Source organism: Alcanivorax sp. 1008 (genome assembly GCF_020667895.1).
In the GTDB taxonomy this organism is placed as follows: Bacteria; Pseudomonadota; Gammaproteobacteria; order Pseudomonadales; family Alcanivoracaceae; genus PGZG01.
Genome location: NZ_JAFMPS010000006.1, coordinates 113,265 through 127,656 on the forward strand (window position 1 = coordinate 113,265; position 14,392 = coordinate 127,656).

Sequence of the window (14,392 nt, forward strand, 5' to 3'; positions counted from 1 at the left end):
TCTGCTGCATGGATGGGGGCCGGAGTGAATGAGTTCGATCTGATTCGCCGGTTCTTTCGCGGCCGTACCGGCTCCGGGGTGTTGCTCGGGCCGGGCGATGACGCGGCCCTGCTGCTGCCCTCCGCCGGCATGCAGTTGGTGATGACCATGGACACACTGCTGTCCGGGCGTCACTTCCCCGAAGATCTTCCCGCTGCTGATATTGGCTGGCGTTCACTGGCAGTTAATCTCTCCGATCTTGCCGCCATGGGAGCCACGCCGCGCTGGTGCCTGCTCAGCCTCAGTCTGCCGACGGTTGATGAGTCTTGGCTGGAGGCATTCTGCGCCGGCTTTGATGAGCTTGCCCGACAGGCTGGCATGACTCTGGTTGGTGGAGACATGGTCCGCGGGCCATTATCGATTACGGTGCAGGCCTCCGGAGAAGTGCCGGCCGGTAAGGCGCTGCTGCGGAGCGGTGCCCGTCCCGGGGATCGTATCTGTGTGGGCGGCGTGCCTGGAGAGGCGGCCGCCGGGCTGCAATGCTGGCAGGCCGGCCAGCGTGATGGCGCTCTGGTGCAAGCCTTCAGTCGGCCCCAGCCGCAGCTCGATCTGGGATGTCGGCTGCGCGGATTGGCCAGCTCCTGTATTGATATTTCTGATGGCTTGTTGGCGGATCTCGGTCATATTCTGGAGGACAGCGGCGGGCTTGGTGCCGACATTCGTCTGGCCCAGTTGCCTCGCTCACTGGCGTTGAATGAATGGGGTGATGACAGCCAGCGCCAGCGGGTACAGCTAGCTGGTGGGGACGACTACCTGCTCCTGTTCACTGTGCCGCCGGTGTTCAATTTACCTGCCCAGTGGCGTGAAATTGGTCGGGTAGAGGCGCGCCGTGGCATTCGTGTTCTGGATGCGGCGGGCAACCCACTTGCCAGCCTGCCTGGGGGCTGGGATCACTTCGCGGGAGACAGCGACGATGCATGATATTCGCCCAGTTGTCATAGTCGGGGCCAGTCTGGGCGGCATGACGGCAGCCCGTGCTCTTGCCGGGCGGGTCTCCGCCAGGGTGTATGAGCCGGCTGGCGCACTGGAATGGCTGCCCAATATTCATGAGCTGATTTCCGGGCTGCGTCGTCCCTATAACCTGCGAGTTGAGCGCGGGCCACTGCTGGCCAAGGCGGGGCATGACTGGTATCGCCAGCGAGTCGAGCGAATTGATGCGCACCGCCATGAGTTATTCCTTGATGATGGCTCGGTACAGCCATTTTCTCAGGTTATCGTTGCTGTCGGTGGGCGTCATCAGACCTGGGGCATCCCCGGCGCCGACGAGCATGCTCTGCCCTTCAAGTCAGTGTCCGATTGCCGGAGGATTGCCCAGCGGCTGGAAAGGCTAAGTAGCCGGCCAGGGCCGTTGCGTCTGGTATTAGTTGGCGCTGGTGTAGAGGGTGTGGAAGCGCTTGGTGAAATTCTGCGTGCCTACGGAGCTCGGCCAGGGCTGACCATCGAGGTGGTCGACAGCGCCAAGCGGGTGCTACCGGCGTTACCGCAATCCCTGAATGAGGCAATCAGACAGCATTGTCAGAGCTGGCCGGTTAATTTTCGGCTTGGTGAGCGAGTTGCCGCTGTTAACGAGCAGGGAGTGTCGCTGGCCAGTGGTGAGATGCTGGCGGCGGATTTGGTCATCTGGACCGGGGGAGTTGGCCCCCATGCGCTGCTTCAAGACAGCCATCTGAATGATCCGTCCGGCTTTGCTCCGGTGTCTGCAGCACTACACAGTGACCATGCAGAAGGGGTGTATGTGATAGGCGACGCGGTTAGTTCAGTGGCAGGTATGTTGCTGCCCAAGCAGGCCTATCACGCCATGGATATGGGGCGTCTTGCCGCGACAAATATCATGGCAGCCCGTGCCGGCAAAGCACTGACAGATTTCCGCCCATCGCCGAAGCCACAAATTATCACCTTTGGTGCCCTGGATACCTTTCTGATCAGTGATCATCGGGTGTTGGCTGGCCCATCGCTGCGTGTTTTAAAAGAAGCGGTGTATCAGGCTGGCATGGCCAGCTTTGACCGTCGCCGCACAACGCGCCGGCTATGGGGCTTGTGGCGGCGAATACTGGATAGCGGTATTGATGCAACTATCGACGGGTTGCGTCATCCGGACAGCCTCGCCGGGCTGGTCCGTTTCAGAGTTCTGGAGTAAACATGCCCGTTAAACCTGATATGCGTAACCCGGTTCACTTTCTGGCCTTTGGCTTTGGCAGTGGGCTGTCACCGAAGGCGCCGGGCACCATGGGTACTGTGGCAGCGTTGCCAATTTGGTACGTCGCTGCCCAGCTACCATTGATGGGCTACCTGGTTGTTTTGCTGCTGGTGATTGCTGTTGGCCCATGGCTATGTGGTAAGACCTCCCGTGATCTGGGTGTTCATGATCATGGCGGTATTGTATGGGATGAGTTTGCCGGCTTTTTGCTGACCATGCTGTTGGTGCCGGTGAGTATTGCAACTGCACTGCTTGGCTTTGCCCTGTTTCGCCTGTTTGATATCGTCAAACCGTGGCCCATTGGTTGGCTTGATAGGCACATTCATGGAGGCACAGGGATTATGGTGGATGATCTGGTTGCCGGGCTCTATGCTGCTATCTGTATCCAGACGGTACTCTGGTGGTGGTAAAGGCGTGTCGGAGTGACAGAGCAGAATAATAACAACCCGGCGGATCAGCACGGGGTAATTCTTTCCCATCTCTCCCGGCGGGACTTTTGGTTGCGCCTGCCTGCGCCTTTAGAGGCGGATTTTTGTCGTGAGCACGATCATCGAGCGGTTGATGGATTCAACAGTATGATTGGCTCGGTCGCTTTGCTCTATTTTGGCCTTGGCGCAGCACTGGTCTTGTTCAGCGGCATTTCCAATATCGGTTTCTGGCCGGCAAGTTATGCCGTATTCATGGTGTTGATTGTCACTGCGTGGCTTCTTTCTGTGGCTGATGTGCTGCGCCATAACTATCAGTTGTATATGGCCGCATTGGTATCAGTGGCAGTCGGCTTCGCTCTGATTCATCCGTCCATTATTCAAGGTAGTGAGATGTACTATCTGGTTCACGAGGGCACCATCTTTGTCATGGTGATCGTGTTCCTTGGTTTGAACTTGCTTCTACCTTGGGCGTTGATGGCCACCGTGGCAGGAGTGCTGATCGCCACAACAGCCGTTTTGGCATTTGACCTTTCGGTTGACTGGACGATGACTGCGTCAACTTTCCTTGGTGGTGCGCTGCTGGGTATGGTGCTGCGCTATCGGGATGAACGTCAGTTGCGTCGAGAGCATCTGCATGCCCGTTTGCTAGTGCTGGATAATGAGCGAATTCAGGCGTTGGCCAATCAGTTGGAGCGCCTCTCGTTTCTTGATGGTCTGACCGGCCTCGCAAATAGACGTTACTTTGATAGCAGTCTTGATAAGGCATGGCGTAGCTGCCAGCGCGATGACACTCCGCTAACCGTAATCATGCTTGATGTGGATTTCTTCAAGCCCTACAACGATTTTTATGGCCACCAGCGTGGTGATCAGGTGTTACGTGATTTGGCGCAAACAATTTCCGCACAGGCGGTGCGGCCACAGGACATGGTGGCGCGCTATGGAGGTGAAGAGTTTGTCGTACTGTTGCCTGCTGTGGATCAGGAGTCTGCCCAGCAGATGGTAGAGAAGATCTTGCATGCCGTACGACAGCGCAATCTACCTCATGAGAAGTCAGCCTGCGCAGACCATGTCACGGTGAGCGCTGGCGTCGCGACTCGCGTGCCACAGCCCTACATGCATGCGGAGTCTCTGGTGGCCGCTGCAGATGCGGCGCTTTATCAGGCCAAGCGTGACGGACGTGATTGCTGGCGGCGGGGTGCTGAGTAATCTTTATAGCGTTGCCAGTCTGTTGCGGATGGAGTCGACCATGCCTGCCGTATTCAGACCATGCTGGGCGAGCAGTGAGTCGCGCTTGCCGTGGTGGATAAATTGATCCGGCAGGCCAAGGTTAAGCAATGCCACGCTGTGGCCTTTTTCAATCAGGTATTCATTCACTGCTGATCCAGCACCCGTCATGCGCTGATGATCTTCAACGGTGACAAGCAATTGATGGGACTCTGAAAGCTTATCCAGTAACTCGCTATCCAATGGTTTGATCCAGCGCATATCAATGACGCTGGCATCAAGTTGCTCGCCGGCGGCAAGGGCTTCGCCAAGCAGCGGGCCAAACGACAAAATAGCTACACCATGCCCTTTGCGAACTTGATTGGCCTTGCCGACAGGCAGGGCGTTTAGTCCTGACTCCATGACGACACCGGGGCCGGTGCCACGGGGATAGCGGACTGCGGCCGGACCCTGATAACGGTAGCAACTGGTGAGCAATTGGCGGCATTGGTTCTCGTCTGATGGCGCGGCGATAATCATGTTAGGTACGCAGCGCAGGAAGCCGATATCAAATACGCCACCATGGGTGGCACCGTCTTCACCGACTACGCCGGCCCGGTCTATACCCAGGGTGACATCCAGATTTTGCAGGGCGACATCGTGAATAAGCTGATCATAAGCGCGTTGCAGGAACGTGGAATAAATCGCCACCACTGGTTTCTGACCCTCGCAGGCGAGACCCGCAGCGAGCGTGAGAGCATGTTGTTCACAGATTGCCACATCATGAAAACGATGTGGGAAACGTTTACTGAACGGCACCATGCCTGAGCCTTCACACATTGCTGGAGTGATGGCGACAAGCTTTTCATCACGGGCGGCTGTATCACATAGCCACTGACCAAAAACATCTTGATATTTGATGCCGCTGGCAGATGCAGCTGGCGCTGATTGCTCAGTTTTAGGCTCGATTTTGTTAATCGCATGAAAGCCGATTGGGTCCAGCTCTGCCGGAGCGAAGCCCTTTCCCTTGGTGGTATAGATATGCAGTAACTGCGGCCCCTTGAGGTCGCGCATGTTTTCAATAACCCGCAGTAACTCGTGCAAGTCATGGCCGTCTATCGGGCCAATATAATTGAAGCCGATGGACTCGAACAAAGCATCCGGGCTGACCATGTTCTTCATGCTTTCTTCTGTGCGGCGCACAAACTCCCAGGCGGCGGGCATTTTCTGCAGTACTTTTTTGCCGCCCTCACGCAGGGCGATATAGCTCTTGCTAGCCCAGATGCGAGCGAAATGATTGGCAAGGCCGCCGACGTTGTGACTGATCGACATGCTGTTATCGTTCAGCACTACGAGCATATTGGCCTTGGTATGGGCAGCATGATTCAACGCTTCAAAAGCTTGCCCTGCAGTCATGGCGCCATCGCCGATCACTGCCGCCACACGGCGGTCCCGGCCTGCCATCTGCGCTCCGAGCGCCATGCCCAGACCGGCGCTAATAGATGTGGATGAGTGGCCCACGCCGAAGGTGTCGTATTCCGATTCGCTGCGTTTGGGAAACCCGGAAATACCCTGTTGCTGGCGTATTTCCAGCATTGCATCCCTGCGGCCCGTGAGAATCTTGTGCGGATATGTCTGATGACCAACATCCCAGACCAGTCGGTCCTCTGGTGTCTGATACAGGTAGTGCAGTGCGACCGTGAGCTCAATGACACCGAGGCTGGCGCCAAAATGGCCGCCGGTGCGACCGACACACCAAAGTAGATAGGCGCGCAGCTCATCAACGACCTGCTCAAGATCCTCTCGGTCGAGCGCCCGCAGGTCTGCGGGCCTGCCGATTTGATCAAGCAGTGGTGTTACCGGTCGCTGCAGCGGGATGTCGTGAAAGGTTCTGGCCATGGGGTCCGTATGTCTGTGTTCGGATGAGGCTGATTCAGAGCTGCGCAGTATAGCTGTCTGGCAGTGAAGATTCAGTTCAGTGTTGGCGCTCAATAATGTAACGGGCCAGCGCGATGAGCACGGAGTGCTCGGGGGCCTGCCCGGCGATGGCCGCACAGGCTTGATCGCATAGCTGCTTGGCCCGCTGGCGACTGGGATCCAGGCCAATAAGGCCGGGGAAGGTGCTCTTGCCTAGCTTCTCATCGGAACCACTGGATTTACCCAACACATCGGCGGATCCGGTGACGTCGAGAATGTCGTCCTGAACCTGAAAGGCCAGACCGATCGCATCACCGTACTCAGTCAATGCGGAGGCCAGTGAGGCGTCTTCACGGCCTGAGGCAATGAGTCCCAGTTGCAGTGATGCAGTAATCAGGCGGCCGGTTTTCAGGTAGTGCATTTCTTCCAGCGCCGCGAGGGTCTGCAGCTGCCCCTGGGCCTGCATGTCCTGCATCTGTCCGGCGGCCATACCATCTGCGCCCGCCGCGTAACAAAGGGTACGGATCAGGTCTACACGTTGGCTGGCGGAGTAGTTGCCGGCACTGGATAGCATTTCGAAGGCAAGGGTATGCAGGGTGTCGCCAGCCAGAATGGCGGTGGCTTCGTCATAGGCCCGGTGACAGGTGGCACGGCCACGGCGTAAATCGTCGTCGTCCATGGCGGGCAGGTCATCGTGTACCAGTGAGTAAGTATGCAGCAGCTCAATGGCTGCGGCGGCCACATCCGCCATTTCCGCCGTACCGCCGGCCAGCTCGCATGCCGCATAGACCAGAATTGGCCGAATCCGCTTGCCGCCGCCCATGGCGGCATAGGTCATTGCGTCAGCCAGTCTTGGCGCGGCACTGGTGCTATTGGGCAACAACCGCAGCATGGTTTCTTCGACTCGGCGGCGGCGGGCCGCCATAAAGTCATGCAGGTCTTCGAAGTTACTGCTCATCGTTGCTGTCGCCAAAAGCCTCTGGCTCGCCGTCGGCTGCCAGCAGGATGCGCACCTTTTGTTCGGCGCTACGCAGGGCCTGCTGGCATTCCCGGGTCAGCTTGACCCCTTCTTCAAAGGCTTTTAGGGACTCCTCGAGGGACAGCTCGCCCGACTCCATCCGTTCCACCAGCGTTTCGAGGGTGTCGAGCGACTGTTCCAGATTTGCGGGTTGTGGTTTACGGGCCATGAAGTCCTCGGCGCTGTGAATCCGTCAATGGGCCGGCATTGTAGCGCCACCGCCGCGCCGATGCAGCGCTACTGACTGGTTATTGATGAAAACCGGTCCGGTTGTCTGACACCCTGCGCGGGCTTGGCCTGACGGGAGACTCCTGATGCTGGAATAGGCAAAAAGCTAACCCTCTGAGGCACAAAGGGAAAAGCAGATTGGTTAGGATGGCGGAGTTAACTAATTCCAAAAAGGAATAAAAATTCTCCTGCGAAGCTGCCCGGCGCGGCGCTATATTGGCTCTCCTTGCCGGCCCGCAACCTCCGCCGCCCCTCTTGCGACCTCCTGAGCTATGGCGTTGGATGCACCCCTGGCCGGCAGGGCCCTATTCTTCGCTGGGCTTTGGCATATGCTCAGCCAGTGCCACCCGCACGTGATCCGGGATGGCTGTTGCGCGACGTTCCGTGGGGTCAAAATTCACCAGAGTGGCCAACCCGCGAGCTGTCAGCGTGCCGTCCTGCCAAACCTCCTGCGCCAGCTGTAGCGAACTGTGGCCTAACTTCGCCACTGTGGTGATGACTTCCACATCGCTGCCGAAACGGGTTTCCGCCACATAGTCCACCTCAATGCGCACCACCGCCAATGCCGCTTTGCCAACATCCAGTGACGGCGAAAATAGCCTTAGCACCGGCTCGCGGGCCTCCAGAAACCACACCGGGATCACCGTGTTGTTGATATGGCCGAGGGCATCGGTGTCCGAAAAACGAGGGTGTATCGAGCTGCTAAACATAACTGCCTCAAGGCTGAAAGTGAGCGGCCACTCGCCATGCGGAGCCGTCATATCGGGTTGTTTGGTGGCTGCCGTCATTAATCCATAGGGTGTCGCGGTTGAACATGGCAGCGGGTTGATAGTCCGGTAGTGTGCTGGCCAGGGGGTACTGGCGAAGCGCCCGGCGGCCGAACTTGCGGGTTGCTTCCAGCAGCCAGGTGCGCTCGTCCCGAATGGTTACCACCCAGGCATGGCCTTCGCCCTGATACTTTCCAAGTACTACTCTGGCATCCTCGCCCTGCTGGCTCAGCCAGTCTGCCAGTAGCAGGGCATGATCCTCACAGTCTCCAGTGCCCAGGCGCCAGGACTCGGCACCGGTTTGCCAGACATCCAGACGCCCGGCATAACGGTGGTGATCCCGTTGATATCTAAGCCGCTGCGCCACCGCATACCAAGGCTCCCAAGAGCGGGTTGCAGGGAATGGGTGCCAGTCAGTCAGGTAGCCGTGGGCAAAATGATGTTGCTGGGATGTTCCCTCTGCAGTAATGGCGAAGGGCCTGCCCGAAGGCAGGTTCCAGGTGTAGGTATAGGAGCGCCTTTCCATACTCATGCTTCGCACGGTCTGACGAACTTCATAGTCACTCAGGCGCAATTGCTCCGGTACGCTGCGTACTGCGCCCCGGCGGGGCTGCTCGGGGCTATCCAGATGGACTTCATGGTTCAGATTCTCCAGCAGCAGATCCTCCTCCGAGGGGGCGCGCAGCTGCCCCGGCAGTGTCGGTGAATCAACGTTATCCAGAGGCATGTCGGAGCGGGTTTCCGGTTTGCCAGACAGCAGGCCGATTACTACCAAAGCGAACAGGGCCAGGCTGATGCTCCTATCCGTCATGGCGGATCAGGCTTTCAATCCGAATGACACAATCATTGCCGCAAATAGCAGGATGGTGGAGGCAAATATCGCTACTGCAATATTGTTGTTCTTCAGCTCCTCTTCGATGTCTACGCGCTCCAGTAAGCGCTTGTCGACAAACTTGAGAGCCAGCACTCCCACCATCAGGGCGACAACGGTGTAGATCAAGTTGACCGATAGATTAAATAGCGTAGCCAGCAGGAAATCAGAGCCCATGAATGATCCGTCGCAGTGAATAACAAGAGCCGATGCTATCATGGGCGCCATGAAAGTCATCCTTGCGCCAATGGAAGGGCTGGCGGATTTCTGGGTTCGCCAAGCTCTGACGGATATCGGCGGTTACGACTGGTGCGTGACCGAGTTTGTCCGTGTCAGTGGTACGCTGCTGCCGGCCAAGGTGTTTTACCGCTGGTGCCCTGAGTTGGCAGGCAATGCTCGTACTCGCAGTGGCACCCCGGTGCATGTCCAGCTGCTCGGCTCCGACCCGGCCTGTATGGCAGATAATGCTGCCCGGGCGGCGGAGCTCGGTGCTCCTGCCATTGATCTGAATTTTGGATGCCCGGCGAAGACGGTGAACCGTCATGGTGGGGGTGCCGTGCTGCTGGATGAGCCGGAGAGGGTGTATCAGGTGGTGCACGCAGTGCGGCGCGCGGTGCCGGCAGCCATTCCTGTTTCCGCAAAGATGCGCTTGGGCAACCTTGATGGCGAGCTTGCGTTGGACAACGCTCGGGGCATCGAAGCCGCCGGTGCCGCCTGGCTGACGGTGCATGGCAGAACCAAAAGTCAGGGCTACCGTCCTCCGGCCTTTTGGGATCGTATTGGCTCGATTCGCGAAGCACTGGAGTTGCCGGTTATCGCTAATGGGGAGATTTGGACGGTCGAAGATGCGCGGCGTTGTATGGAAGAGTCTGGTTGCGAGGCAATAATGCTGGGTCGTGGTGCGGTTAGCGACCCGTTTCTGGCTCGTCGCTTGCGTGGGCAGCTTCTTGATAATGGCTGGCCTGAAGTGCTGGGTCATCTGCAGAAGTTTATTCGCGAGCTGGACGGTAGCGGTTCTGACAGTCAGGTCAGCGGGCGAATCAAGCAGTGGCTTAATTATCTGCGCAGGGACTGTGCTGATGCGGAGGCGCTGTACCAGAAGCTGGTTAAGTTGCGGCGACCGGCAGAGATGCTGGCAGCGATTTAAATCAGTTGGCGACCACCACCCGATTGCGCCCCGCTTCTTTGGCTTGGTAAAGGGCTTGGTCTGCTCGGCGGAATAGTTCATCGCTGTTAATTTTGTCGCCACGGACTGCGGCAACACCAAAGCTGCCATTGAGTGTCAGTTCCGTCTGGTTAGTTTTAACCGGCTCTGCGGACAGTGCGGTGCGGCAGCGCTCAGCCGTGATGCGGGCATTTTCCTCATCACAATTTGGCAGTAACAGGACAAACTCTTCACCGCCGTAGCGACCCAAATGATCAACTTCACGAATGCTGGCACCCAGACTTCGAGCTGCGTGAATCAGTGCCTGGTCGCCGGCTGCATGGCCGTACTCATCATTTATTCGCTTAAACAGGTCCAGGTCCACCACCACCATCGCTAAAGGCTGGCCACTGCGCTCTGATAGCGCCACTTCCCGGGCAATTAACTCATTCAGATAGCCGCGGTTCCAAACCCCGGTCAAGGCGTCGCGGCGCGAGAGTTCACGTACCTGAGCTTCGCGAGTGCGCAGTGTGCTGACGATGTAGCGGGTAATCATGAGCAACGCTAACGCCACCGGGAAGCCGATCAATACCTGAATGAAAAACCATATGGGTACCAGAAAACGGTTTGGAGGCTGGTCGCCATACAGGGGCGCATCGGTAAGCCAGCCCAGACTGACTGCAAGTCCCAACAAAATAACTTCCAGCCAGATCAGTAGCAGGGCATTCATCACATGGCGGTTTCTGAACATGACGAAGCCGAATGCCGGGGTGACCGCCAGAAGCAGCCCCGTGACCATAGAGTGGACGCCGTTGAAGTAGGCCATCACCACCATAGGATGGCCAAACAGGTAGGTGACGATTAGTCCAGGGATATGACTCTGCGGGTTGTTTCGGCGGATCAGCAAGATCAGTATAAAAACGCTGCTCCAGAGAGCAATCATGGCTAGAGAAAAGATGTTGAACTGACGCAGTACGGGTTGTTGAACGTGCATGGCAAGCTGCGGCAGCACCTCGGCAATCAGCCCGGTGGCGAGAAACAGCAGGTTCATAAGGATGGTCATAAAGCAGGCGAGCAAAGCCCCTTCTGCGGGCGGCCAGAACATTGGATTGCCTTTGCTTGCTAGCAGCCTGCGCAGGGACATCATTTGGTGGCCAAGCCCTTATACTTATTATTCTGGCAGTATACGCAGCCTCTAAGCTGCAGGTAAACGTCACATCTTCAGTCGCTACCCCTGGTGCCGGCCTTGACCGCATGAAGAGTTTTAAAGGTAGGCTGTTGTGGGTATCTAGAGTGGTTGGCATGCCAATAAAAAGGGGCGCTGATTGTCATGCGCCCCTTTTTATTGTTGCTGTATTTCCCGGCAGCGCCTGTTAGTTGTTATCAACCGGGTAGACACCATTTTCGTCATGTACTTCTTTGCCGCTTAACGGCGGGTTGAAGGCACAAGCCATCACCATGTCTACGCCACGGTTGGCACGCAGGTAATGCTCATCATGCTTATCCAGCATGTATACGGTGCCCGGGCGGATTGGGTAAGTCTTGCCGTCGGCGAGGGTATGAATCTCGCCTTCGCCGCTGATGCAATACACCGTTTCCAGATGGTTCTGATACCAGATATGGGTTTCGGTGCCGGCATGAATGGTGGTGATATGGAACGAGAAACCCATGCCGTCGTCTTTCAGGCTCAGGCGCACGGACTCCCAGTTGCCATTTGGCGCGACTACACGTCGCTCGCTATTGCGAGCTTCTTCCAGAGTGCGAACGATCATGCTGCGAATTGCTCCTTCCAGTGATTCAGTATGGCTTGTGCGTCTTCCTGACCGACCCCGAAGTGATCAGCGGAACAGCTTAATACGCACAGGATTGCCCGGGGCATAGTCAGATGGTCTTTCGGCATTACGCAACCACGCTGACTTTGCCACGACGCTGCTGCTTGATCCGGTCTTTCATCACGATATCTACGCTGTCGGAAACAATGGTAAGCCCGCGAATAAGATCCTCTTCGCTGATGGTCAGCGGACACAGCGTCTTGATCACTTGGTCATCCGCACCGGATGTCTCAATCACCAGCTTGTGATTGAACGCCTCCGAGGTGATTTCACCTGCAAGCGTTCCGTCACGACATACCAGTCCTTGCATCATGCCGCGACCGCTCAGGTGGAACCAATAATCGTCATAGCGATCGGCGATCGCACGAAAATGCTCAGTAATGATATCTGCCTTTTTCTTGATCTCGGTGGCGAAGGTGTTATCACGCCAGTAGTGATCAAGAGCAGCCGTTGCCGTAACAAAGGCAGGGTTATGGCCGCGGAAAGTGCCGTTGTGCTCACCTGGCTTCCACTGGTCCAGCTCCGGCTTCATTAGTACCACGGAAAATGGCAGGCCATAGCCACTGAGCGATTTGGATAGAGTAATGATGTCTGGCTTGATGCCGATATCATCAAAGCTGAAGAACGACCCGGTACGACCACAGCCTGCCTGAATGTCATCAACAATCAACAGCATGTCATGCTTGTTGCATACTTTTTCAAGATTGCGCAGCCATTCAAAGCTGGCCGCATTAATACCGCCCTCGCCTTGCACGGTTTCGACAATCACAGCGGCTGGATGATCGATGCCGCTGGAGCTATCGGACAGCATCTTGTCGATCATTTCCGTTGTATCAAAGCCGGTTCCAAGATAGCCGTCGTAGGGCATTACCGAGGTGTTGGTCAGTGATACGCCAGCGGCGCCCCGGTGGTGACTATTGCCGGTGGTTGCCAGCGCACCAAGAGACACACCATGAAAACCATTAGTGAACGTAATAATGTTGCTGCGGCCTTTGATGTTGCGGGCAATTTTTAGCGCGGCTTCAACGGCATTGGTGCCTGTCGGGCCGGTGAATTGCATAATGTACTGCATGTCCCGAGGCTTAAGAATGACGTCCTCAAACATGGTCAGGAAGTTGCGTTTGGCAACGGTATGCATATCCAGGCCGTGGACGATGTAGTCCTCCGTTAGATAAGCAATCAGCTTTTCCTTTAGCACGGGGTTGTTATGGCCGTAGTTCAACGTTCCGGCACCGGCAAGAAAGTCCAGATAGGCATCACCATTCTCATCATAAAGATAGGAGCCTTTCGCTTTGGCAAACAATACCGGGAAGCTGCGAGCATAGCTCTGCACTTCAGATTCAATTCGGTCAAAAACATCGGTGTTCATTTGGGTGTTCATGAAATTCTCCATGTATTTAGTGGCTTAGCGTGTCGTCAACCTGGGTACGGTTAAACGGGCCAATGCGAAGAAGGTGCTCATCCTTATGGGCGCCGGAAAAGTGAACGCGGCTGTCAAAAAGGATAAAAGTCTCGGTGCGGTAGTTGCGTTTGTCGGCGAAACGCCGGAAAAGGGCCCAGGAGGCATCGTTGTCCGGAGTGATCGTTGTTTCGATGAATTGCACATTCTCGCACTCATCACGATCCAGTAGTTCGCTCAGCATACGTGAGGCAAGGCCAAGGCCGCGGGCTTTCTCATCCACTGCGACCTGCCAGACAAACAGAACGTTTTGCTGCTTTGGCGGAATATAGCCAGAGATAAAGCCGACCAGCTCGCCATCCATCTCGGCAGCTACGCAGGTATCCGCAAAGTGCGTGCACTGCAACAGGTTGCAATACAGCGAATTCTCATCGAGAGGCTTGCAGCGGTGTACCAGAGCGTGAAGCTTGGCGCCGTCTTCGCCGTCTGGCTTGCGCAGGCTGACGTCGATGTCGGGTTGGGTCTGGTTGGTGCCGGCGGTGGGCACGGCTGTATCAGCAAACATGTAATGATTCTCCTGTTTGTGCTGTTGTGTTAGCGGCGGGCGGCGCGGCTACTGCGCTGTCCTTCCGGGAGCAGGGGAGATGCCTCGGTCAGGCCTTGACCGCGGTCAATAGCACCGACATCCAGCACCGGTGAAGCATCAATATCGTCCGCATCCATCATGCTGGCGATACGTTCCACCGCGCTGATGATCTGGGATTGCTCCCAGTCTCTTAAGGCAGTAAATCGCTTTACAAAGGTTTCCTGCAGCGGTTCCGGAGCGTCGGCAATCACTGCTTGGCCGGCTTCAGTCAGGTGAGCGTACACCCTGCGTTTGTCGGCAGATCCACGCTGTCTGACTACCAGCCCGCGTGACTCCAGACGATCCAGGATCGTGGTCACGGTGGCCTGGCTGAGGGATACCTCCGCAGCAATATCGCCCATGGTGATCTCGCCTTGGGCGCCGATTGCCTGGAGGATCAGCAGTTGTGGTGCTGTCAGCCCGGATTCCCGGCTCAAGCGGCGGGAGTACAGGTCTGTGGCGCGGATAATCCGGCGCAGGGCAATCAGCACGTCGTCGTGTCGGGCCATCGGGTTTCGTCCCGCTCCTTTGATATATGAGTAAAAGTCATGTCCATTATTGGTGCATCCCTGTGTTGTCTTCTGGGCAGCTATCATAACTATATGATATTTCGGCAAAATATATTATTCGCCGTGCTCTTTCTTTGCTCAGGGAGGGCAAACTATACCTGAAAAGTACTTAGACATCAAAATGTATGAGTACTAAGCATTCCTGTGGCCGCTGG

General features: G+C 56.7%; 16 protein-coding genes. 5 read left to right on the forward strand and 11 right to left on the reverse strand.

The features are described 5' to 3' along the window. Positions 1-24 precede the first annotated feature (24 nt). Genes thiL through J1C54_RS16745 form a run of 4 tightly spaced genes read left to right on the forward strand, consistent with a single transcriptional unit; the run spans position 25 to position 3,870 of the window. Complete coding sequence (thiL, locus tag J1C54_RS09245; RefSeq protein ID WP_229146717.1) at positions 25-960, forward strand: thiamine-phosphate kinase; 936 nt, start codon at positions 25-27, stop codon at positions 958-960. Next, complete coding sequence (locus J1C54_RS09250; protein WP_229146718.1) at positions 953-2,176, forward strand: NAD(P)/FAD-dependent oxidoreductase; 1,224 nt, start codon at positions 953-955, stop codon at positions 2,174-2,176. Before thiL ends, J1C54_RS09250 begins: the two co-directional genes overlap by 8 nt. Before the next feature lie 2 nt (positions 2,177-2,178). After that, positions 2,179-2,646, forward strand: coding sequence for a phosphatidylglycerophosphatase A (locus tag J1C54_RS09255; protein ID WP_229146719.1), 468 nt, complete (start codon positions 2,179-2,181; stop codon positions 2,644-2,646). A gap of 12 nt (positions 2,647-2,658) precedes the next feature. Next, entirely contained in the window at positions 2,659-3,870 is a 1,212-nt protein-coding gene (locus J1C54_RS16745; protein ID WP_229146720.1) for a GGDEF domain-containing protein, read from the forward strand. A gap of 3 nt (positions 3,871-3,873) precedes the next feature. On the opposite strand, the gene dxs is transcribed toward J1C54_RS16745, so the two are convergent. The 6 genes from dxs to J1C54_RS09290 all read right to left on the reverse strand — a co-directional run bounded on the left by dxs (position 3,874) and on the right by J1C54_RS09290 (position 8,845). Continuing rightward, a complete protein-coding gene (dxs, locus tag J1C54_RS09265) occupies positions 3,874-5,766 on the reverse strand; it encodes a 1-deoxy-D-xylulose-5-phosphate synthase (RefSeq protein WP_229146721.1) in 1,893 nt (630 codons plus the stop codon). A 76-nt stretch (positions 5,767-5,842) separates the two neighbouring features. Then, positions 5,843-6,742 (reverse strand): polyprenyl synthetase family protein, encoded by a 900-nt coding sequence (locus tag J1C54_RS09270; RefSeq protein WP_229146722.1) that lies wholly within the window; start codon positions 6,740-6,742, stop codon positions 5,843-5,845. Next, positions 6,732-6,971 carry an exodeoxyribonuclease VII small subunit gene (locus J1C54_RS09275; protein WP_229146723.1) on the reverse strand — a complete coding sequence of 80 codons (240 nt, stop codon included), beginning with the start codon at positions 6,969-6,971 and terminating at the stop codon, positions 6,732-6,734. Before J1C54_RS09275 ends, J1C54_RS09270 begins: the two co-directional genes overlap by 11 nt. A gap of 364 nt (positions 6,972-7,335) precedes the next feature. Then, positions 7,336-7,740 carry a thioesterase family protein gene (locus tag J1C54_RS09280; RefSeq protein WP_229146724.1) on the reverse strand — a complete coding sequence of 135 codons (405 nt, stop codon included), beginning with the start codon at positions 7,738-7,740 and terminating at the stop codon, positions 7,336-7,338. 7 nt (positions 7,741-7,747) lie between these two features. Next, complete coding sequence (locus tag J1C54_RS09285; protein ID WP_229146725.1) at positions 7,748-8,608, reverse strand: hypothetical protein; 861 nt, start codon at positions 8,606-8,608, stop codon at positions 7,748-7,750. A gap of 6 nt (positions 8,609-8,614) precedes the next feature. Continuing rightward, on the reverse strand, positions 8,615-8,845 hold the full coding sequence (locus J1C54_RS09290) for a DUF350 domain-containing protein (protein ID WP_229146727.1): 231 nt from the start codon (positions 8,843-8,845) through the stop codon (positions 8,615-8,617). Positions 8,846-8,894: 49 nt separating this feature from the next. Between J1C54_RS09290 and J1C54_RS09295 the strand changes: the two genes are divergently transcribed. Continuing rightward, the gene (locus tag J1C54_RS09295) at positions 8,895-9,815 is read left to right on the forward strand and encodes a tRNA-dihydrouridine synthase (protein ID WP_255612593.1); all 921 of its coding nucleotides are present in this window, start codon (positions 8,895-8,897) and stop codon (positions 9,813-9,815) included. A gap of 1 nt (position 9,816) precedes the next feature. Here J1C54_RS09295 and J1C54_RS09300 read toward each other — a convergent pair whose 3' ends face one another. The 5 genes from J1C54_RS09300 to J1C54_RS09320 form a co-directional block, all read right to left on the reverse strand. Continuing rightward, positions 9,817-10,917 (reverse strand): GGDEF domain-containing protein, encoded by a 1,101-nt coding sequence (locus tag J1C54_RS09300; RefSeq protein WP_229146736.1) that lies wholly within the window; start codon positions 10,915-10,917, stop codon positions 9,817-9,819. Between the two features lie 268 nt (positions 10,918-11,185). After that, positions 11,186-11,584: an ectoine synthase gene (locus tag J1C54_RS09305; protein WP_229146738.1), complete on the reverse strand. Its 399-nt coding sequence runs from the start codon at positions 11,582-11,584 to the stop codon at positions 11,186-11,188. A gap of 127 nt (positions 11,585-11,711) precedes the next feature. Further along, a complete protein-coding gene (gene ectB, locus J1C54_RS09310; protein WP_370635636.1) occupies positions 11,712-13,025 on the reverse strand; it encodes a diaminobutyrate--2-oxoglutarate transaminase in 1,314 nt (437 codons plus the stop codon). A gap of 16 nt (positions 13,026-13,041) precedes the next feature. After that, the gene (ectA, locus tag J1C54_RS09315) at positions 13,042-13,608 is read right to left on the reverse strand and encodes a diaminobutyrate acetyltransferase (RefSeq protein WP_229146739.1); all 567 of its coding nucleotides are present in this window, start codon (positions 13,606-13,608) and stop codon (positions 13,042-13,044) included. Between the two features lie 29 nt (positions 13,609-13,637). Then, positions 13,638-14,177, reverse strand: coding sequence for a MarR family winged helix-turn-helix transcriptional regulator (locus J1C54_RS09320; RefSeq protein ID WP_229146740.1), 540 nt, complete (start codon positions 14,175-14,177; stop codon positions 13,638-13,640). Positions 14,178-14,392: the final 215 nt, after the last annotated feature.

What these genes read in the sequence shown, in the direction of transcription:
- J1C54_RS09250 (WP_229146718.1), top strand. Translation starts at nt 953, where the DNA reads ATGCATGATATTCGCCCAGTTGTCATAGTCGGGGCCAGTCTGGGCGGC.
- J1C54_RS09255 (WP_229146719.1), top strand. Translation starts at nt 2,179, where the DNA reads ATGCCCGTTAAACCTGATATGCGTAACCCGGTTCACTTTCTGGCCTTT.
- dxs (WP_229146721.1), bottom strand. Translation starts at nt 5,766, where the DNA reads ATGGCCAGAACCTTTCACGACATCCCGCTGCAGCGACCGGTAACACCA.
- J1C54_RS09270 (WP_229146722.1), bottom strand. Translation starts at nt 6,742, where the DNA reads ATGAGCAGTAACTTCGAAGACCTGCATGACTTTATGGCGGCCCGCCGC.
- J1C54_RS09275 (WP_229146723.1), bottom strand. Translation starts at nt 6,971, where the DNA reads ATGGCCCGTAAACCACAACCCGCAAATCTGGAACAGTCGCTCGACACC.
- J1C54_RS09280 (WP_229146724.1), bottom strand. Translation starts at nt 7,740, where the DNA reads ATGTTTAGCAGCTCGATACACCCTCGTTTTTCGGACACCGATGCCCTC.
- J1C54_RS09285 (WP_229146725.1), bottom strand. Translation starts at nt 8,608, where the DNA reads ATGACGGATAGGAGCATCAGCCTGGCCCTGTTCGCTTTGGTAGTAATC.
- J1C54_RS09290 (WP_229146727.1), bottom strand. Translation starts at nt 8,845, where the DNA reads ATGGGCTCTGATTTCCTGCTGGCTACGCTATTTAATCTATCGGTCAAC.
- J1C54_RS09295 (WP_255612593.1), top strand. Translation starts at nt 8,895, where the DNA reads ATGAAAGTCATCCTTGCGCCAATGGAAGGGCTGGCGGATTTCTGGGTT.
- J1C54_RS09300 (WP_229146736.1), bottom strand. Translation starts at nt 10,917, where the DNA reads ATGTTCTGGCCGCCCGCAGAAGGGGCTTTGCTCGCCTGCTTTATGACC.
- J1C54_RS09305 (WP_229146738.1), bottom strand. Translation starts at nt 11,584, where the DNA reads ATGATCGTTCGCACTCTGGAAGAAGCTCGCAATAGCGAGCGACGTGTA.
- ectB (WP_370635636.1), bottom strand. Translation starts at nt 13,025, where the DNA reads ATGAACACCCAAATGAACACCGATGTTTTTGACCGAATTGAATCTGAA.
- ectA (WP_229146739.1), bottom strand. Translation starts at nt 13,608, where the DNA reads ATGTTTGCTGATACAGCCGTGCCCACCGCCGGCACCAACCAGACCCAA.
- J1C54_RS09320 (WP_229146740.1), bottom strand. Translation starts at nt 14,177, where the DNA reads ATGGCCCGACACGACGACGTGCTGATTGCCCTGCGCCGGATTATCCGC.